This window comes from Agrobacterium sp. rho-8.1, assembly GCF_033957725.1.
Lineage (GTDB): Bacteria > Pseudomonadota > Alphaproteobacteria > Rhizobiales > Rhizobiaceae > Agrobacterium.
This window is the reverse complement of sequence record NZ_CP192789.1, coordinates 390,344-409,226: the sequence shown is the minus strand read 5'-3', so window position 1 is coordinate 409,226 and position 18,883 is coordinate 390,344. Positions and strand designations below refer to the sequence as shown.

At 59.6% G+C, this 18,883-nt stretch carries 17 protein-coding genes; 12 read left to right on the top strand and 5 right to left on the bottom strand.

Annotated elements, in window-relative coordinates; all coding sequences use genetic code 11:
• Positions 1–12: 12 nt before the first annotated feature.
• Positions 13–906, bottom strand: coding sequence for a methyltransferase domain-containing protein (locus RMR21_RS16760; RefSeq protein ID WP_498670603.1), 894 nt, complete (start codon positions 904–906; stop codon positions 13–15).
• Between the two features lie 61 nt (positions 907–967).
• Between RMR21_RS16760 and RMR21_RS16755 the strand changes: the two genes are divergently transcribed.
• From RMR21_RS16755 to RMR21_RS16740, 4 genes are read left to right on the top strand one after another with little or no spacing between them, the layout of a single operon-like run.
• Positions 968–1,744, top strand: coding sequence for a ComF family protein (locus tag RMR21_RS16755; protein ID WP_498671755.1), 777 nt, complete (start codon positions 968–970; stop codon positions 1,742–1,744).
• 45 nt (positions 1,745–1,789) lie between these two features.
• Positions 1,790–2,044: a glutaredoxin 3 gene (gene grxC / locus RMR21_RS16750; RefSeq protein ID WP_498670602.1), complete on the top strand. Its 255-nt coding sequence runs from the start codon at positions 1,790–1,792 to the stop codon at positions 2,042–2,044.
• A 44-nt stretch (positions 2,045–2,088) separates the two neighbouring features.
• Complete coding sequence (locus RMR21_RS16745) at positions 2,089–2,949, top strand: carbon-nitrogen hydrolase family protein (protein WP_498670601.1); 861 nt, start codon at positions 2,089–2,091, stop codon at positions 2,947–2,949.
• On the top strand, positions 2,946–3,374 hold the full coding sequence (locus RMR21_RS16740; protein WP_498670600.1) for a DUF1178 family protein: 429 nt from the start codon (positions 2,946–2,948) through the stop codon (positions 3,372–3,374). Before RMR21_RS16745 ends, RMR21_RS16740 begins: the two co-directional genes overlap by 4 nt.
• 4 nt (positions 3,375–3,378) lie before the next feature.
• On the opposite strand, the gene ubiG is transcribed toward RMR21_RS16740, so the two are convergent.
• A complete protein-coding gene (gene ubiG, locus RMR21_RS16735; RefSeq protein WP_498670599.1) occupies positions 3,379–4,125 on the bottom strand; it encodes a bifunctional 2-polyprenyl-6-hydroxyphenol methylase/3-demethylubiquinol 3-O-methyltransferase UbiG in 747 nt (248 codons plus the stop codon).
• 205 nt (positions 4,126–4,330) lie between these two features.
• On the opposite strand from ubiG, the gene RMR21_RS16730 reads away from it, so the two are divergent.
• Complete coding sequence (locus tag RMR21_RS16730; RefSeq protein WP_498670598.1) at positions 4,331–5,161, top strand: SH3 domain-containing protein; 831 nt, start codon at positions 4,331–4,333, stop codon at positions 5,159–5,161.
• A 54-nt stretch (positions 5,162–5,215) separates the two neighbouring features.
• On the opposite strand, the gene RMR21_RS16725 is transcribed toward RMR21_RS16730, so the two are convergent.
• Positions 5,216–7,063: a DEAD/DEAH box helicase gene (locus tag RMR21_RS16725; RefSeq protein ID WP_498670597.1), complete on the bottom strand. Its 1,848-nt coding sequence runs from the start codon at positions 7,061–7,063 to the stop codon at positions 5,216–5,218.
• Between the two features lie 354 nt (positions 7,064–7,417).
• On the opposite strand from RMR21_RS16725, the gene RMR21_RS16720 reads away from it, so the two are divergent.
• From RMR21_RS16720 to RMR21_RS16695, 6 genes are all read left to right on the top strand, one after another.
• A complete protein-coding gene (locus tag RMR21_RS16720; protein ID WP_498670596.1) occupies positions 7,418–8,695 on the top strand; it encodes an aspartate kinase in 1,278 nt (425 codons plus the stop codon).
• A 169-nt stretch (positions 8,696–8,864) separates the two neighbouring features.
• Positions 8,865–11,132 (top strand): phosphoenolpyruvate--protein phosphotransferase, encoded by a 2,268-nt coding sequence (ptsP, locus tag RMR21_RS16715; RefSeq protein WP_498670595.1) that lies wholly within the window; start codon positions 8,865–8,867, stop codon positions 11,130–11,132.
• Between the two features lie 29 nt (positions 11,133–11,161).
• Positions 11,162–12,241 (top strand): peptide chain release factor 1, encoded by a 1,080-nt coding sequence (gene prfA, locus RMR21_RS16710; RefSeq protein ID WP_498670594.1) that lies wholly within the window; start codon positions 11,162–11,164, stop codon positions 12,239–12,241.
• Positions 12,238–13,107 carry a peptide chain release factor N(5)-glutamine methyltransferase gene (gene prmC, locus RMR21_RS16705; RefSeq protein WP_498670593.1) on the top strand — a complete coding sequence of 290 codons (870 nt, stop codon included), beginning with the start codon at positions 12,238–12,240 and terminating at the stop codon, positions 13,105–13,107. Before prfA ends, prmC begins: the two co-directional genes overlap by 4 nt.
• Before the next feature lie 376 nt (positions 13,108–13,483).
• Positions 13,484–14,377, top strand: coding sequence for a DUF4167 domain-containing protein (locus RMR21_RS16700; RefSeq protein WP_498670592.1), 894 nt, complete (start codon positions 13,484–13,486; stop codon positions 14,375–14,377).
• A gap of 624 nt (positions 14,378–15,001) precedes the next feature.
• Positions 15,002–15,283: a hypothetical protein gene (locus RMR21_RS16695; protein ID WP_498670591.1), complete on the top strand. Its 282-nt coding sequence runs from the start codon at positions 15,002–15,004 to the stop codon at positions 15,281–15,283.
• Positions 15,284–15,620: 337 nt separating this feature from the next.
• Here the strand turns inward: RMR21_RS16695 and RMR21_RS16690 are convergent, their stop codons facing one another.
• Positions 15,621–16,280, bottom strand: a complete 660-nt coding sequence (locus tag RMR21_RS16690) for a peroxiredoxin (protein ID WP_498670590.1) — start codon at positions 16,278–16,280, stop codon at positions 15,621–15,623.
• 234 nt (positions 16,281–16,514) lie between these two features.
• Positions 16,515–16,682, bottom strand: coding sequence for a hypothetical protein (locus RMR21_RS16685; protein WP_498670589.1), 168 nt, complete (start codon positions 16,680–16,682; stop codon positions 16,515–16,517).
• 56 nt (positions 16,683–16,738) lie between these two features.
• Between RMR21_RS16685 and RMR21_RS16680 the strand changes: the two genes are divergently transcribed.
• A complete protein-coding gene (locus RMR21_RS16680; RefSeq protein WP_498670588.1) occupies positions 16,739–18,556 on the top strand; it encodes an ABC transporter ATP-binding protein in 1,818 nt (605 codons plus the stop codon).
• The last annotated feature ends 327 nt before the right edge of the window (positions 18,557–18,883 follow it).

Below are 18,883 nucleotides of genomic sequence, written 5' to 3'. Positions count from 1 at the left end.
CACGTCCGCAATTTATTCGTCTTTCGACGGCAATTTGATTTCCGCCGTCTTCAGCGCGTCCGCTAGTCTTACCTTCGCAGAGCCCGGTTTCAGCGGTTTCTGCTGGCTTTCATGCGGCGCCCAACCCGAGACATAGATGATCGAGAAGGTTGCGCGGATGCGACCGTCGGGATCACTGTATTTCTCGGCATAAAGTTCGGCAGCACGCAGGAAGAAACGCCTGTTTAGCGGTTTTCTGCTGCGTCCGATCAGCGGGTTGGACATGCCCATGGCGCGCAGATCACGCATCAAAGGCAGGACAGAGTCGTACCGCACCGTATAGGTTTCCGTATCCGTGACCGGCAGGGCAAATCCGGCCCGTTGGAGCAATGCACCGACATCACGCACATCCGCGAAAGGAATGACACGCGGGCTTGCCCCGCCGCTCAACTCCGCTTCGGTGGAAAGAAGCACGTCGCGCAGCTCCTGCAAGGTGCCTGCACCGGGAATGGCGGCCATGAACAGACCATCGGGCTTCAAGGCGCGACGAATCTGGATCAGCGTGCCGGGCGTGTCGTTGGTGAGGTGAAGGCTGAGCGGCGAAACAATCAGATTGGCCGATGATGGCTCAAGCGGCAGATGCTCGATGGGCGCGATCTCGAGTGGTTCGTTACCATTGGCAAAAGCAGCGTCGATCTCGACGCGTTTGACGGCTCCAACTTTGCCTGTGTCGAGAATGCGCCGTGCCGTTATGCCCGTCGCACCATGCAGTTCGACGGCGCTATCAAAATGCCGCTCGACGATGGCGATCCGGTCGGCCAGCTCGTCTGCGGCAATATCCAGCAGGAACAGCGCCTTGTCGTCGCGCGAGCGCCATGCGCGCTTGCGGTTCTTCTCGATTAGCGCCGCGTCGAAAACAATGTCCATGCCGTCATCCATCCAAACTTTGCTGTCGCAAAGGCACCCGTTCGCGCCTATTGTCAACCTCATGATCCCTTGGGAAAAGCCATTTTCGAGCACTGCCGGCGTAGGCATACTGCGTGGCCTTTGGCGTGCGGTGGCCGACTTCGTCTATCCGCCGTCCTGTGTGGGGTGCGGGCGCAAAACGACGTCGGGCGGTGCGCTGTGTGTGGAATGCTGGGCTGGCGTGCAGTTCATCGAACGCCCCTATTGCGAAGTTCTGGGCATTCCCTTCGCTGTGGATCATGGACCTGGCATCCTCAGCGCGGAAGCGATCGCCGAACCGCCACCCTTTGCGCGGCTGCGTGCCGCTACCGTCCATGATGGACCCGCCAGAAGGCTTGTCCACCAGCTTAAATATCTTGATCGCACCGACCTTGCCCATCTCATGGCGTCCTGGATGCTGCGCGCAAGCGATGGTGCGGTGACAGCATGCGATTGCATCGTGCCGGTTCCCCTGCACAGGCGTCGTTTTCTCGCCCGGCGGTTCAACCAGTCCGCCGAACTCGCTCGCCATCTCTCGGCCTTGTCCGGCAAACCGTTTCTGGCCTCCACTCTGGTCCGCATCAAACCCACCAGCAGACAGGTCGGGCTATCGGCAAAGGCGCGCAAGCAGAATGTGCGTGGTGCCTTTGTGATTGCGGCGGGCCGTGAGCCCGACATCATCGGCAAGCGCGTCGTGCTAGTCGATGACGTCTACACGACAGGTGCCACGGTCGCAGCAGCTGCCCGCAGGCTCAGGAAGGCGGGTGCTAGCGATGTGACCGTTTTGACCTTTGCAATGGCGATTTCCGGTCCTATATGAAACGCACCAATTGGGTTTCCTCGGATATGGCAAAGGTTGAGAACAATGGCTTCCGTCACGATCTACACACGCGATTTCTGCGGCTTTTGCGCCCGTGCAAAGGCTCTTCTGGAAAGCAAGGGCGTTGATTTCACCGAATACAATGCCACCACAAATCCCGACTATCGTCAGGAGATGATGAACAAATCCGGCGGCAATACCTTCCCGCAGATCTTCATTGGCGAAAAACACGTGGGCGGCTGCGATGATCTCCACGCGCTGGACCGCGATGGCAAGCTGGACGCGTTTCTGGCCGCCTGACAGCGCGACGACATTTGAGAAAAGACGAACAGGAAAAGACGCAGATGAGTTTCAGGGCCGCCGCAATCCAGATGTGTTCGGGCACAGACCCCAAGGCCAACGCCGACACGATGGAGCGCCTTATTCGCGCGGCGGCTGAACAGGGCGCCGTCTATGTGCAGACACCGGAAATGACCGGCGCGATCCAGAAGGACCGCGATGCTCTTCGAGCTTGCCTCAAGGACGAAAAGGGCGACATCATCGTTCTGACGGCGGCAAAGCTTGCGCGTGAACTCGGCATCTACGTCCATGTCGGCTCCACGGCCATTGCCCGAACAGATGGTAAGATCGCCAATCGCGGCTTCCTGTTTGCGCCCGACGGCGAGCGCATCTGCACCTACGACAAGATCCATATGTTCGACGTCGATCTCGACAATGGCGAAAGCTGGCGCGAAAGTTCGGCCTATGAACCCGGCACGCAAGCCCGCGTTGCGGATCTGCCCTTGGCAAAGTTCGGCTTTGCCATCTGCTATGATGTCCGCTTCCCGGCTCTGTTTCGCGCAGAAGCGCTGGCCGGGGCAGAGGTCCTGACCGTTCCCGCTGCCTTCACCAAGCAGACCGGCGAAGCGCATTGGGAAATTCTGCTGCGCGCGCGTGCCATCGAAAACGGTGCCTTCGTCATCGCCGCTGCCCAGGGCGGCGTGCATGAGGACGGACGCGAGACCTTCGGCCATTCCATGATCATCGATCCCTGGGGCGAGGTGCTGGCGATCGCAGGCGGTGAGGGCGAGGAGATCGTGCTGGCGGATATCGATCCGACCGCCGTCTCCGGCGCGCGGGGCAAAATCCCCAATCTCAAGAACGCCCGCGAGTTCGATCTCGATATGGTGAGAAATACCGTTGTGCTGGGAGCGCAGGCGCAGTGATCCGCTACGCGCTCAGTTGCGAAAAGGCACATGAGTTCGAAGGCTGGTTTTCCGGTAGCGCAGATTACGACGCGCAACTGGCGCGCGGCTTAATCACCTGTCCGGTCTGCGGCTCGCCCAAGGTCGGCAAGATGCTGATGGCCCCTTCCGTCTCCACAGCACGGGAGAAGGAAGCGACACGGACGCTGGCCATGGATACGGCCCAGAAACAGGCCTTTGCCAAGATCAAGGAAACGCTGGCCAGCATTCGTGCCAATGCTGAAGACGTCGGCGACAAGTTCCCCGAGGAAGCGCGCAAGATCCACTATGGCGAAACGGAAGAACGCGGCATCATCGGGCAGGCATCGCCGCAGGAAGCCAAGGCGCTGATCGAGGAGGGCATCGCGGTTGCGCCGCTCCCCGTCCTGCCGGATGATGTCAACTGAGGCGTCAGTCGGGACGCTTCGTCAGGATCATGTAGTTCACGTCCATGTCGGGCGAGAGGTTCCACCGGTCCTGAAGCATGTTGTAGAACACGCCCGTGCGGTGGATGACCTGCATGCCGTTGGCAACGATCGGCTTTTCCAGCTCATCGGGGCGCACCAGCTTTTCATATTGATGCGTTCCGCGCGGCAACCAGCGCAGCACGTTCTCTGCCGCAAAGATCGCCAGCGCGCGGGCCTTCAGCGTCCGGTTGATGGTGGCGGCAAACATCAGCCCGCCGGGGCGCACCATCTTGGCGCAGGTGCCGACGAACAGATCGACATCGGCCACATGCTCGACCACCTCCATGTTGAGAATGATGTCGAACGTTTCACCAGCCTCGAACAGCTGCTCTGCCGTCACGGCACGATAATCGACATCGACGTTGTTTTCCCGTGCGTGCGTGGAGGCAATCCCGATATTCTTTTCAGACGGGTCGGCCCCCACAACGGTCGCACCCATTTTCGCCAGGGGTTCCGACAGCAGACCGCCACCGCAGCCGATGTCGAGAACGCGCAGGCCCTCAAGCGGGCGATGCGCCCTGGGGTCACGGCCGAAATTTTCACAGGCGCGGTTGCGGATATATTCCAGACGGACGGGGTTGAATTTGTGCAAAGGCCGGAACTTGCCGGTCGGGCTCCACCACTCTGCAGCCATGGCGGAGAACCTGTCCACTTCGCTCTGGTCGACGGTCGTCTTTGCGGCTTCGCTCATGGGTCGTGCTCCTTCTGATCTGTCCCTGAAGTCGGATGCTTGACCGGCGAAGTCAAGGGGCGGAACCTGCAAGGCTTCGTGTGCGACATCAAGGAACCGATATGACGGGATTTTCGTTTCATGCTGCGTTCATCATGGGTCGCGTATTTTCAAAGAGTTAAATGCCTGTAACGGCGACCAAGCCTTTGCTTGAGGGAGAATAAACGTGAAGAAGAAACTGTTTGGTGCCTTTGCGCTGCTCGCGCTCGTCGCCGCACCAGCACTCGCGCAAGCCGCGACGCAAGGGTTTTCCACCGCCAACGTCAATATGCGTTCCGGCCCCAGTACCGCATATCCGGCCGTTGTCGTCATTCCCAATGGCGCACCGCTGACGATCCACGGTTGCCTGTCGGATACGCCATGGTGCGATGTGTCGTTCAGCTATGGTCGTGGCTGGGTTGCCGGACGCTACGTTCAGGCCATCTACCGGCAGAACCGCGTCTATGTAGAACCACGCTATTATCGTGATCTCGGTGTACCGATCATCACGTTCGAAGCAGGACGCTACTGGGATCAGAACTACCGCGACCGCGATTTCTACCGCGAGCGCGATCGCTGGCGCCGCCCATCCGGTGGTTACTGGAACGCCCCGCCACCACGCGGCGGATACGACCGTCCGCGTCCGCGCGACGATTGGCGCGACAACCAGCGGGGCCGCGGACCGAATGACGGCCGTTGGGAAGAGCGCTACGGCGATTGGAACCAGAACGACCGCCAGCGTCCGCAGACGCGTGATCGGGATAACGATCGCCAGCGTTGGGACAACGACAATCGCGATCGGGATCAAAACCGTGACCGCAATCGGGATGACAACCGGGATCGTAACCGCGATTTCAACCAGAACGACCAGCAGCGCCGTCAGAACGACGAGGGCAGACGACGCCCTGACGGTAATCAGGTTCAGCAGCCGCCACAGGCTCCGCAGCCCCAGCCGCCCGCACAGGGTGGTCAGCAGTTCGGCTGCATCGTCGGTTCTCCCGGTTGCCCGCAGCCTTGATCGTTCCGACACTTTAACGAAAAAACCCGGCGGATCATCTCCGCCGGGTTTTTGTTAGGTGCGATCTTTTTTCTTCGGAGCGCGCTTTTCGAAAGGCTTGTCTTTCTTGCCATCGAACTGCGCCGGTCTATCACCGGCAGGCGCCGCCTTCTTTTTCCAGGGCTTGTCGTCCGTGCGGCGCTCGCCACCGGACGCGGGCTTGGCCGCGAACTTCCGCTGCGGCTTTGACGGCCGCGTGTCTTCGCGTGCACCGCCGGTCATGTCGGGCTTGCCGTCCATGGCCTTCACGCGGATGCCCTTTTCCAGCATCATGTCCTTGCCGAGTGCCGAGGTAAAACGATCCACCGCATCGGCAGCCAGTTCCACATAGGTCTCGGTCTGCTGCATGCGGATCGCGCCGATATCCTGACGCGTCAGCTTGCCGAAGCGGCACAGCATGGGAATAAGCCAACGTGGTTCGGCATTCTGCTTGCGACCGACGGAAAGCGTGAACCATCCGCTGTCGGAGAAGTCCGAGCGATCCCGGCGTGGCTCGTTGTTTTCAACGGTCTCGAAACCGTCACGGCGAGGCTTGCGGCTACCATCCAGCGAAACCTCGGCGATGTCTTCCGGTGCGGAACGGCCCGCATGGTAGAGACGCACGAAAGCTGCAGCCACCTTTTCGGGGCCGTGCTGTTCCAGCAGCTTGTTGACGAAATCGCGTTCGTCATCGCCAACGTTCTCCGTCAGCGAGGCATCAGCTAGAAGGCGTTCGCCGTCCCGGTCGGTAATTTCTTCGGCAGACGGTGGGCGAACCCAGGCTGGGCTGACCTTGGCACCTTCCAGCAGGCGTTCGGCCTTGCGGCGCTGGCTCATCGGCACGATGATGGCGCTGATACCCTTCTGTCCGGCACGGCCGGTGCGGCCGGAGCGGTGCAGAAGCGTATCGGAATTGGTCGGCAGGTCGGCGTGGATGACGAGTTCGAGACCCGGCAGATCGATGCCGCGAGCAGCAACGTCGGTCGCCACACAAACGCGGGCCCGGCCGTCACGCATGGCTTGCAGTGCGTGTGTCCGTTCGTTCTGGCTCAATTCACCAGACAGCGCCACGACCGAGAAGCCACGATTGTTCAGGCGCGCTGTCAGATGGTTGACGGCAGCACGGGTGGAGCAGAACACGATGGCATTGCGGGCTTCGTAAAAGCGCAGTGCATTGATGATGGCGTTTTCGCGGTCGGATGGCGAAACCACCATGGCGCGGTATTCGATGTCGACGTGCTGCTTCTGCTCGGATGTCGTTGCAACGCGCACGGCATTCTTCTGGTAGCTTTCGGCCAGCTTGGCGATGCTGCGCGAAACGGTTGCCGAAAACATCAGTGTGCGGCGTTCGGCAGGCGATTCTTCGAGAATGAATTCAAGATCCTCGCGGAAACCGAGGTCGAGCATTTCGTCGGCCTCATCCAGCACAACAGCGCGAATGGACGACAGGTCCAGCGCCTTGCGCTTGATGTGGTCGCAAAGGCGTCCCGGTGTGCCGACGATGATATGGGCACCACGCTCCAGCGCACGGCGCTCGGCTCTGATGTCCATGCCGCCAACGCAGGATGCGATGGAAACGCCGGTGAATTCGTAGAGCCATTCCAGCTCGCGCATCACCTGCATGGCAAGTTCGCGGGTCGGGGCAATGGCGATGCCCAGCGGCGCTCCGGCCTGGCCGAAACGGCCATTCTTCTGAAGCAGCGTCGGCGCGATGGCCATGCCGAAGGCAACGGTCTTGCCAGAGCCTGTCTGGGCGGAAACCAGTGCGTCCTGTCCGTCCAGCTCAGGGGCAAGCATTGCCTTCTGAACGGGGGTCAAATCTTTGTAGCCGCGTTTTTCCAACGCCTGTGCAATCGCCGGGGCGATACCCTGGGTTTCTGTCATCTACCGTCTTTCGGATATTGGGCTGCCTGCATCCGCTCGAAACCATTAAATCATAAGGGTCATAAAGCAGCCGATACCGGCCATTTCGGCCATTCAGCCAGTTGAATTGACGCGCTCTTACTGCGATTAGCTTCGTTTGTACAGGCCAAAGCGGTACGCCAACCGGATCGAAACGTGCTTGCGAGGCTTAAGCTTCGGTAAAAAGGCGTACCGTGCGGTCCATAAACGGCATTGCGTGGCCCATGCCTTTTCGCTATGAGACCCGCAACTTGAGGTCTCTTTAACGAAGGGCCGACTGGGTTGTGCTCTTGTCCGTCATATCAGGCGGCAAAATGGGATGGTACTGGTCACACTATGGCTCGCATTGTCATGAAATTCGGCGGTACATCCGTCGCAAATCTCGAACGCATTCATAATGTCGCACGGCATGTGAAACGCGAAGTGGATGCTGGCCATGAAGTGGCGGTTGTCGTCTCCGCCATGTCGGGCAAGACCAACGAGCTGGTGGAGTGGGTTCAGAATACGCCCAAGGTTGCCGGTTCCAAGGAAACATCCTTTTACGATGCGCGCGAATACGATGCCATCGTCGCCTCCGGCGAACAGGTCACGTCAGGTCTTCTGGCCATCGCCTTGCAATCGATGGGCGTCAATGCCCGCTCCTGGCAGGGCTGGCAGATTCCCATCCGCACCGATAATGCCCATGGCGCTGCCCGCATTCTCGACATTGATGGCTCCGATATCGTTCGCCGCATGGGCGAGGGACAGGTCGCTGTCGTCGCCGGTTTCCAGGGGCTTGGCCCGGATAACCGTATTGCGACACTCGGTCGCGGCGGGTCGGATACCTCAGCCGTCGCCATCGCAGCTGCGGTCAAGGCGGATCGTTGCGATATCTACACCGATGTCGACGGCGTCTACACCACGGATCCGCGCATCGTGCCGAAAGCACGCCGTCTGAAGAAGGTCGCCTTCGAGGAAATGTTGGAAATGGCATCCTTGGGCGCAAAGGTGTTGCAGGTTCGCTCTGTCGAGCTTGCCATGGTGCACAAGGTTCGGACCTTCGTGCGCTCCAGTTTCGAGGATCCCGATGCGCCGGGCATGGGTGACCTTATCAATCCGCCCGGTACTTTGATTTGTGACGAGGAAGAAATCGTGGAACAGGAAGTCGTAACCGGCATCGCCTATGCCAAGGATGAAGCACAAATCTCGCTGCGCCGCCTGTCGGACCGGCCGGGCGTGTCCGCTGCCATCTTCGGGCCATTGGCTGAATCCCATATCAATGTCGATATGATCGTGCAGAACATCTCGGAAGATGGCTCGCGCACCGACATGACGTTTACCGTTCCCTCGGGCGATATGCCAAAGGCGATCAAGGTTCTGGAAGACAACAAGAGCCAGATCGGCTTTGATGTCGTTCAGAACGAGACCGGTCTTGCCAAGGTCTCGGTCATCGGCATCGGTATGCGCAGCCACGCCGGTGTTGCCGCAAGCGCTTTCAAGGCACTTGCTGAAAAAAACATCAACATCAAGGCCATCACGACGTCGGAAATCAAGATTTCCATTCTTATTGACGGTGCCTACGCGGAACTTGCAGTTCGTACTTTGCATTCTGCTTACGGTCTGGATAAGAGTTGATTCTGTAACGTCGATACACGTCATCCGATTCTTCAGATGACGTTGGAGGGTTGACGGTGCATCGACTGCGCATCCCTGCCTTACGGCTTGCTGTGCAGGCTTTGTTTTGGTGGGTTCTTCCACGCGGGTCATCTCGCCCCGCATGTGAAGGTGTCAGGGAGCACACGCGATGAGAGACCTATCTGCAGGTCCACGTGTTCTTCTCAAGCGGCTTCGCGAAATGATGGCGGAGCATCTTGAGCCGCAGGAGCGCCTCGACCAGATTGTCCGGCAAATTGCCAGTAACATGGTGGCGGAGGTGTGTTCCGTTTACGTGCTGCGTTCCGACAGCGTGCTCGAGCTATACGCCACCGAGGGCTTGAACAAGGACGCGGTCCATCTCGCCCAGTTGAAAATGGGGCAGGGTCTTGTCGGCACCATCGCCGCATCCGCCCAGCCGCTCAATCTTTCCGATGCGCAGGCCCATCCAGCTTTCCGCTATCTCCCTGAAACCGGTGAAGAAATTTATCATTCCTTCCTGGGCGTGCCGATTTTGAGATCCGGTCGCACTCTTGGCGTTCTTGTCGTTCAGAACAAGACCAGCCGAACATACCGGGAGGATGAAGTTGAGGCACTCGAAACCACCGCGATGCTCATTGCTGAAATCGTAGCGAGCGGTGAATTGAAAACCATCACTCGTCCCGGCGTCGAGCTGGACCTGACGCGGGCCGTCTCCATCGATGGAGACGCCTATGGCGAAGGTCTGGGCCTCGGTCATGTCGTTTTGCATGATCCGCGCATCGTCGTCACCAATCTCCTGAACGAAGACGCCGAGATGGAAACCCGTCGCCTGGCGGAAGCGATCGGCTCCTTGCGCCTGTCCATCGACGACATGCTTCAGCGCCGCGATGTCGCCACCGAAGGCGAACACCGCGAAGTGCTGGAAACCTACCGCATGTTTGCCCACGACCAGGGCTGGGTGCGGCGCATGGAAGAGGCCATTCGCAACGGCCTGACGGCGGAAGCGGCGGTCGAAAAGGTCCAGAGCGATACCAAGGCGCGGATGATGCGCCTGACGGACCCCTATCTGCGCGAGCGGATGCACGATTTCGACGATCTGGCCAACCGCCTTCTGCGTCAGTTGATCGGCTACGGCGGACGTGGTCCCGAACAGGACTTCCCAGCCGATGCCATCGTGCTGGCGCGCGCCATGGGCGCTGCCGAACTGCTGGATTATCCGCGTGAAAAGCTGCGCGGTCTCGTCCTGGAAGACGGTGCGGTCACCAGCCACGTCGTCATCGTTGCCCGTGCGATGGGTATTCCCATCATCGGGCAGGTCGCGGGCATCGTGGCGCTGGCGGAAAACAACGACCCGATCATCATCGATGGCGATGACGGCAAGGTGCATTTGCGCCCCGTCGTGGATTTGCAGCGCGCCTATGAGGAAAAGGTGCGGTTGCGTGCCAAGCGTCAGGAACAGTTCCGGGCGTTGCGCGATGTCGAGCCTGTCACCAAGGACGGCGTGCGCGTCGATCTGAAAATGAATGCCGGGCTTTTGGTCGATCTGCCGCAACTGGAAGAGTCGGGGGCCGACGGTATCGGCCTGTTCCGCACAGAGCTGCAATTCATGATCGCGTCGACCATGCCCAAGGGCGAGGAGCAGGAAGCGTTCTATCGCAGCGTTCTGCGCAATGCCAAGGGCAAGCCGGTCACCTTCCGCACGCTGGATATCGGCGGCGACAAGGTCGTCTCCTATATGCGTGGTCAGGAAGAGGAAAATCCTGCCCTCGGCTGGCGCGCCATCCGCCTGTCGCTGGACCGTCCCGGCCTGATGCGCACCCAGATGCGGGCGCTGTTGCGCGCCGCCTCGGGTGCCGAACTGCGCATCATGCTGCCGATGATTACCGAAGTCGCCGAAATCCGTGCCGCACGCGAGCTGTTCCAGAAGGAAGTCCAGCACCTCTCCAAATTCGGCCATTCCCTGCCGCGCAAGCTGCAATTCGGGGCCATGCTCGAAGTGCCGTCGCTGATGTGGCAGCTGGATGAGCTGATGGCGGAAGTCGATTTCGTGTCTGTGGGTTCCAACGATCTGTTCCAGTTCACCATGGCGGTGGACCGCGGCAATGCGCGCGTGTCGGATCGTTTCGACAATCTCGGCAAACCCTTCCTGCGGATCCTGCGCGATATCGTTCGCGCCGGCATTCGCAACAACACGAAGGTGACGCTGTGCGGTGAAATGGCCAGCAAACCGTTGTCTGCCATGGCACTCATCGGGCTGGGCTTCCGCTCGGTTTCCATGTCTCCCACCTCCATCGGCCCGGTCAAGGCGATGTTGCTCGGGCTGGATGTGGCGACCTTGTCAGAGGCGCTGGAGGCTGCTCTGGACGACCAAAAGTCGGTGGAAAGTCCGCGCCAGCTGCTTTTGCGCTTTGCTGCGGCCCATTCTATCCCTATCTGAGAGCCAACAGAAATTGGAGTGCATGACAGGTGGCCAAGCTCCCCGTCGAAAAAATGCGTGAGCTTGAGCGTCGCTTCGGTGAAATCGAAGCGCGCATGGCGTCCGGCCCGGCGGCGGACGTCTACGTCAAGCTCGCCTCGGAATATTCGGAACTGCAGCCGGTCGTCAAAACCATTCGCGAATACGAAAAGGCGCTGGCCGAGACATCCGATCTGGAAGCGATCCTCGCCGACAAGTCTGTCGACAAGGACATGCGCGATCTGGCCGAAGAAGAGCTGCCTGAGCTCAACGAGCGCATAGAGCAGCTCGAAAAAGACATGCAGATCCTTCTTCTGCCCAAGGATGCCGCCGACGAGAAAAGCGCCATCGTCGAAATCCGCGCCGGAACCGGTGGTTCCGAAGCCGCCCTTTTCGCAGGCGATCTGTTTCGCATGTATGAGCGCTTCTCCAGCACCAAGGGCTGGAAGGTGGAGACGCTCTCTGCCAGCGAAGGCGAGGCGGGTGGCTACAAGGAAATCATCGCCACCATCACCGGGCGCGGCGTGTTTTCCAAACTGAAGTTCGAATCCGGCGTTCACCGCGTCCAGCGTGTGCCCGATACGGAGGCCAGCGGACGTATCCACACCTCGGCGGCTACGGTTGCCGTTCTGCCGGAAGCCGAAGAGATCGATATCGAAATCCGGCCCGATGATATCCGCATCGATACGATGCGCGCGTCGGGTGCCGGCGGCCAGCACGTCAACACGACGGACTCCGCGGTACGCATCACCCATCTGCCCACCGGCCTCATTGTCACCTCATCGGAAAAGTCGCAGCACCAGAACCGGGCGAAAGCCATGCAGGTCCTGCGCTCGCGTCTCTACGATATCGAGCGCCAGAAGGTCGATAATGAACGCTCCGCCGATCGCAAGAGCCAGGTCGGTTCGGGCGATCGCTCAGAGCGCATCCGCACCTATAATTTCCCGCAGGGCCGCGTGACGGATCACCGCATCAATCTCACGCTCTACAAGCTCGACCGCATGATCGAAGGCGATATCGATGAAATGGTCGACGCCCTGATCGCTGATTATCAGGCAGGCCAACTGGCCCAACTGGGCGAGCAACAGTGACACTGACGGTCGATACGCTCGTCGCACGGGCGCGAACGCGCCTGGAAGCAGCGGCCATCTCCGATCCTCTCATCGATGCCCGGTTGCTGATCGGCGAAGCCATCGGCTTTTCACTGACGGATTTCGTGCTGAACGGCAGCCGCATGGTGAGCGACGATGAGGCAGCGCAGGTCGCAACCATGGTCGAGCGTCGGTCCACGGGCGAGCCTGTTCACCGCATTCTCGGGCACCGCGAATTTTACGGTCTCGATTTCATTCTGTCTCCTGGCACGCTGGAACCCAGACCGGATACGGAAGTGCTGGTGGATGCCGTTCTGCCCCATCTGCGGCGCATCGTTCAGCACAAGCGCCATGCGCGTATTTTGGACATGGGCATCGGCACGGGCGCCATCTGCTTGGCACTGCTTCACGAATGCCCCGACGCGATGGGTATCGGAAGCGACATCTCGCAGGATGCCATGCAGACGGCGCGTCAAAACGCGCAGCGTCACGGCTTGGACGCGCGGTTCCAGACCGTCGAAAGCAACTGGTTCGAGCGCATCGATGGACGCTTTGACATCATCGTGTCGAACCCGCCCTATATCAAGCGTGATGTCATTCAAACTCTGGATCGGGACGTGCGCGATTTCGATCCTGTGGCCGCACTCGATGGTGGCGAGGACGGCCTTGAGCCTTACCGTGCCATTGCTGAAAAAGCTGTGGATTTTCTAGAAGATGGCGGGTTGATCGGGCTGGAAATCGGCTATGCTCAGAAAGCCGATGTCACAACCATTTTTGCCGCTCACGGCTATCAATGTCTGGAAGCGGTGAAGGACTATGGCAGTAACGACCGCGTCTTGATCTTTTCCAGACGGAATGGGCAATAGCGATACTGGTTTTGTGCAAGGATATTTTGCACAGCAAAAGAAAAGGCTTGGTTTTCCGCAGGAAGCGGGCTAGTTTGCCGCAACATGTTGGGTGGTGAGGGCGGATTTAGATTCGCCTGGGTATGGATCAGTCCCGAAGCGGGTTTTTGTGGAAACCCTGAAGGCTGGGCATTCCCGGCATGTGATTCAGGAAACTTTGTTCGCAGGCGGCTCGATGCAGCATTTGCGCATCCGGGCATTATACGCGAGGTTTTGGCACTTTGTCCAAGTCGCGTAATGGGAGCAATTTCGGAAAACCGGACTTTGATATGTGTCCTTCCGTCATTGCATCGTAACAACGAAATTATCAGCAAAACAGAATTCAGGTGAGCAATTGATGAGGCCAGGACAGCAGCAAAACAAGCGCGGCCGGGGGCGTGGTAGCAACAACAATGGCGGCGGTGGTGGCGGCAGCAGCAATGGTGGCGGTAATAACAACTTCAACCGCAAGGGCGGCAATCCGCTCACCAGAAGCTATGACAGTTCCGGCCCGGACGTTAAGATCCGTGGTACCGCCCAGCATATAGCCGAAAAATACGCCACACTCGCGCGTGATGCCCAAAGCTCCGGCGATCGCGTCATGGCTGAGAATTATTTGCAGCACGCTGAGCATTATAACCGCATCATTGCCTCCGCGCAGGCTCAGATGCAGGAGCGTTTCCAGCGCGATGAGCGCGGCGAATTCCAGCGGGACCGTGATGGCGACGATATGGATGGCGATGACAACGACGACGTCATGATCTCCATGCCCGTCTCGCATGATCAGCCAGACCAGCAGCGCGCGCAGCGTAACGATCAGCCCCAGCGCAACGACCAGCCCGAACGTCAGGATCGCCCTGAGCGTTCCGAGCGTCAGGATCGTCCTGAGCGCCAGGACCGTAACGAACGTCGCGACCGTCGTGAGCGGCCCGCCCGCCAGGAACGCCAGCCGCGCGAAGAGCAGGATGAGAACGCTGTTTCTCCCGTTGTCGCCGCTCCGGTCGTGAGTGCACCGGTTTACGACGCGAGCTCTGCTCCGCAGCCGATCATCGAAGGCACACCGAAAGAGGTCGCCGTCGAAGAGGAATCGCAGGCAAATGCTGCTGCGACCGAGCGGGCCCCACGCCGCGCCCGCAGCACGACACCGCGCCCCCGTCGCCCCCGCCGCACGGCAGGCAGCGAAGATGGCGAAGCCGCGCCGGAAGGCTCAGAGGGCGGCGACGCCCCGACGCTCGAAAAGGTAACCGAGTAAATCGAACGGCTTCATCAGCGTAACAATTGAAAAACCCCGGTTCGCCGGGGTTTTTTCGTTTGGGGTGGGATGCTTCAAGAGCCTGCGCGGCATGCGGGTAGCGGGTAGCGGGTGTGGTGACACGTACCCTATCGAGAGGTCAATGCTTGCCACTCACCCCCCCTCTGTCCTGCCGGACATCTCCCCCTCAAGGGGGAGATCGGCAAACCGCATGCCCCCATCTCATCTGCAACGGTAAAGATGGCCGAGCGATCCCCCCAGCCAATCTCCCCCCTTGGGGGGGAGATGCCGGTAGGCAGAGGGGGGGTAAGCCCCCCCTCCGACGCCAACATCAAAAATACTTCCCAACCAAATCAACATCTTACCCGAAAATCGCGAAAAAACAGCAAAAAACACGCCGCAGTTTTCTCCACGGCGTGCGAATCGCCCGCACAATCTCCCCGTTCCGCCCTCGGATACACCGCAAGGCGTTGCGGCGAGGCGGAACCGGCGCTGGTGGTGAGGGGGTACGCAACCTCTCATCGCCGGGGTCCGGCAGCGAATCCCCCCGGCGGCAACGGGTGGGGCGTGGCACCGGTTTCGGACCGGCCGGTGCACCGCTCCCGATGTTCGGACCGGATCGGCATGCCTGCCTCGAATATCCTGACGGGTTTCGAGATCCAGGCACTGCCGCTCCTGTCCGCCCGCCGCCGGGTGTACCGACAGCTCATCGGCTCCTGGTCGAACGCGACCGCGAGGAGTTTGAAGCGAAAGTCAGGCGGTACACAGGCAAACGCTGCATCTGCCGGGCATCCTCGCAAGGGAGCGAAGGCAGATGTGGCCGAACTGGCAGGCGGGGCGTTTCGGCAACGAAGCACCCGCTGCCCGGAGGTGAAGGGTTGGACCTTGAACATGTCCGACCGGTGAACCGGCAGGGTTTCGCCCCTTCGCCATCCGGGATGCGCCAGCCGTGGCAAGAGGATCGCAGGCGGGCACAAACCGCTGAACGGGGCGCTGAGAGGTGCCAATTCTATTCTACCCCAACGAGGCAGCTTGCAGCGCCCCGTCCGACATACCATGGCCGACAAGGCTGTGGACCCTGAGAAGAGAGCAAGCCACGGGCAGATGCTGCCGCGTGAACGGCGAAGCCCGCGCAAAAGGCTGGCCGGATTTTTGATAATGGGGACCGACTTTCCGACGACTTGGAAGGCAGGCGGCTAGAGATGCCGTCTGCTGCGCCGACATGGATTTTCTGCCGCGACCATCAGGCCTGTGGCTGCTTCGTCTTGCGCAAATATGGCAGCACCGTTTCGAACGATCCAAACCGCGTTATTGCATCCTCATTGGAAACCGCAGCCGTGATGATCACATCATCCCCCTGTTTCCAGTTGGCAGGCGTGGCGACTTGATGTTTTGCCGTCAGCTGGATCGAGTCGATGGTGCGCAGGATCTCATCGAAGTTGCGGCCTGTCGTCATCGGATAGGTGAGGATCAGCTTGATCTTTTTGTCAGGGCCGATGACATAGACGGAACGCACGGTGGCGTTATCGGCAGGCGTGCGTCCCTCGGAGCTTTCGCCGGCATCATCCGGCAGCATGTCATAGAGCTTGGCGATCTTGAGGTCCTTGTCGCCGATCAGGGGGTAGCCAACCTCGAAGCCGGTTGCCGTCTGGATGTCCTGCTTCCATTTCGAGTGGCTTTCCACCGGATCGACCGAGATGCCGATGACCTTCACATTGCGCGTCTTGAACTCACCATCGAGACCGGCCATCGCGCCAAGCTCCGTGGTGCAGACGGGCGTGAAATTCTTGGGGTGGGAAAACAGAACGGCCCAGCTGTCTCCGATCCACTCGTGGAAGCTCACCGATCCCTGCGTTGTATCTGCTGTAAAGTCGGGGGCGGTCTGATTGATACGCAACGTCATGGCATGCTCCAGCATAAGTTATGGGCCGATCTTCCCTTTTTATCCAACAGAAGTCGCCAAATAATCATCCAGAATAGTGCCGATATCTAGGAGAAATATTCGCTTGCGGATATCTGCCGGCAATCATTTTGCGCGTGCCACTCTGTTGCAACTCTGCCGCACCTAAAGGTTTAGTGAAGCCTGATGCATGAAACGGGGTTGGCGTTTTGATACGAGCTGCGTAATGTGTTCGCATCAACGTGAACGAGGGAGGTATTCGATGGCATATTTTTCAAACTCCCCGGTGGCCTCAGCCTCAAAGAGCTGACGCTCTCTATCTCTTTCCATCAAGAGATTTGCACGTACCATCCGGCAGGCCCGGTTCTTTCCGTGTTTTTCTAAATTCCTTTCGCGCAACGACATAGCGCGAATTCCCTTTTCATTCTTTTCATGGGACCGGCCGCCGCCGGGTGCTTATAATGTCATTTGGTTTGAAATTACGCCGAAGTCAGGCGTTCCGCAGCGTTTTTCGCTTCTGTTGGCAGCATTGGCGAAGGCAGCCCGGTCGCGTCGCCTTCATGCTTGTCGCCGTGTTGTTTTCAACGCTTGCTGACGTGCTGACGCCGATGTTTGCCGGACAGCTGGTCGATGCCGTCGTATCCGGTACGGCGAGTGATCCGGCTATTTGGAACAATGCGCTCACTGCGTTCTCATGGCTCATGGGCCTTGCCGTTCTGGCGGTCATCCTGCGTCACGCGACCTTCATGACGATCATCAGCTTCACGCTGCGATCCATGACGGACATCGCAGCGGACTCGTTTCACCGCATCCAGCGCTTTTCCTCCGATTGGCACGCCAACAGCTTTGCGGGTTCCACCGTGCGCAAGGTCACGCGCGGCATGTGGGCGCTCGATCTGTTGAACGACACGGTGTTCGTTGCGCTGTTTCCTTCCATTATCATGCTGATCGGCTCGACCGTTCTGATGACGTGGTACTGGCCGATGATGGGTCTGCTCGTCGGGCTTGGTTCCGTGCTGTTTGTGGTCATCACCGTCTGCATGGCGCTTGGCTACGTTGCGCCGATGGCCAGTCTTGCCAATGCCTGGGATACCCGGCTTGGCGGATCGCTGGCCGATGCCGTGACCTGCAATGCGGTGGTCAAGGCATTCGGTGCCGAGGAACGCGAGGACTCGCGCCTGACACGTGTCATGGACAAATGGCAGGACAGAACAAAGCGAACATGGACGCGCGGAACCATCAACGGCACCCTGCAAGCGGGCCTGCTCAGCATCATGCGGGCAGGGGTCATCGGCCTTGCGCTGTTGCTGTGGGCCAGTGGGAATGCCAATGCTGGTGACATCACCTTCGTTCTGACGGCCTTCTTCATCCTTCAGGGCTACCTGCGTGAGATCGGCATGCATATCCGCAACTTGCAGCGTTCGGTCAACGATATGGAGGAGCTGGTTTCCATCCATTCGCAGCCGCTTGGCATCGACGATGTCGCCCATGCGAAAACGCTTGTCATCGATGAGGGGAAAATCGAATTCGAACGGGTGAGCTTCCACTACGGCAAACATCTCGCACCCCTCTACAAGGACTTTTCCGTCACCATCAAGCCGGGTGAGCGGGTGGGTCTTGTGGGCCATTCCGGTTCGGGCAAGACGACCTTCATCAAGCTGATCCAGCGGCTGCATGACGTCAGCGATGGCATTGTCAGCATCGACGGGCAGGATATTTCGCAGGTGTCGCAGGCATCGCTACGCCAGCAGATCGCCATCGTGCAGCAGGAACCGATCCTGTTTCATCGCTCGCTTGCGGAAAACATCGCCTATGCGCGGCCGAATGCCACGCAGGTCGAGATCGAGAACGCCGCAAAACTGGCAAGCGCACACGGCTTCATCACCGCGTTGCCGAAGGGTTATGGCACGCTGGTGGGTGAGCGTGGTGTCAAGCTTTCAGGCGGGGAGCGCCAGCGGATCGCAATCGCAAGAGCGTTTCTGGCGGATGCGCCGATCCTCATTCTCGACGAGGCCACGTCCAGCCTGGATTCGGAATCGGAAATGCTGATTCAGAACGCGATGGAACGGTTGATGCTGGGGCGGACGACACTGGTTGTCGCGCACCGTCTATCGACGGTCCGCTCGCTCGATCGGTTGCTGGTGTTCAGCCACGGAACGATTGCCGAAGAGGGCACGCATGTCAGCCTCATCCAGAAGAAGGGTGGCATCTATCGCGGTCTGTTCGAGCGCCAGGCACTGGAACTGACGAAGGGACTGGTTCTGGATGTCGCCGAGTAACGACGATGATCCACGGCATCCACAGATGCCGTGGATCCTGCACCATTAGCGCCGTTGAGAAAGGGGGTCGGGGCCGCACCCGTCAAAGCGCATGACCCAGTCCCTAATGATCTGGAGCGTGACACGAGCGAGACGGGCGGCATCAAGATCTTTACGTGATGCCCCTCCCTGGATCCCACCTTAAACCTCTTGTCGACGCCAGAGATATAGGTTCACTGCGTTTGGGGAAGGGTCAAAGGGGCGTCGGCCGCGAGGCAACGTCTGAGAGCGATCCTGAGGGGGCCCAAACGCCATGGGTTGACGTGGCCGACGCAATTCATGCTGAAG

Bases quoted from the DNA above. Each gene is read 5' to 3' on its own strand.
- RMR21_RS16680 (WP_498670588.1), top strand. From the start codon at position 16,739: ATGTCATTTGGTTTGAAATTACGCCGAAGTCAGGCGTTCCGCAGCGTT.
- RMR21_RS16685 (WP_498670589.1), bottom strand. From the start codon at position 16,682: ATGTCGTTGCGCGAAAGGAATTTAGAAAAACACGGAAAGAACCGGGCC.
- RMR21_RS16755 (WP_498671755.1), top strand. From the start codon at position 968: ATGATCCCTTGGGAAAAGCCATTTTCGAGCACTGCCGGCGTAGGCATA.
- ptsP (WP_498670595.1), top strand. From the start codon at position 8,865: ATGAGAGACCTATCTGCAGGTCCACGTGTTCTTCTCAAGCGGCTTCGC.
- RMR21_RS16745 (WP_498670601.1), top strand. From the start codon at position 2,089: ATGAGTTTCAGGGCCGCCGCAATCCAGATGTGTTCGGGCACAGACCCC.
- RMR21_RS16695 (WP_498670591.1), top strand. From the start codon at position 15,002: ATGCCTGCCTCGAATATCCTGACGGGTTTCGAGATCCAGGCACTGCCG.
- RMR21_RS16760 (WP_498670603.1), bottom strand. From the start codon at position 906: ATGGACATTGTTTTCGACGCGGCGCTAATCGAGAAGAACCGCAAGCGC.
- RMR21_RS16700 (WP_498670592.1), top strand. From the start codon at position 13,484: ATGAGGCCAGGACAGCAGCAAAACAAGCGCGGCCGGGGGCGTGGTAGC.
- grxC (WP_498670602.1), top strand. From the start codon at position 1,790: ATGGCTTCCGTCACGATCTACACACGCGATTTCTGCGGCTTTTGCGCC.
- ubiG (WP_498670599.1), bottom strand. From the start codon at position 4,125: ATGAGCGAAGCCGCAAAGACGACCGTCGACCAGAGCGAAGTGGACAGG.
- RMR21_RS16725 (WP_498670597.1), bottom strand. From the start codon at position 7,063: ATGACAGAAACCCAGGGTATCGCCCCGGCGATTGCACAGGCGTTGGAA.
- RMR21_RS16720 (WP_498670596.1), top strand. From the start codon at position 7,418: ATGGCTCGCATTGTCATGAAATTCGGCGGTACATCCGTCGCAAATCTC.
- RMR21_RS16690 (WP_498670590.1), bottom strand. From the start codon at position 16,280: ATGACGTTGCGTATCAATCAGACCGCCCCCGACTTTACAGCAGATACA.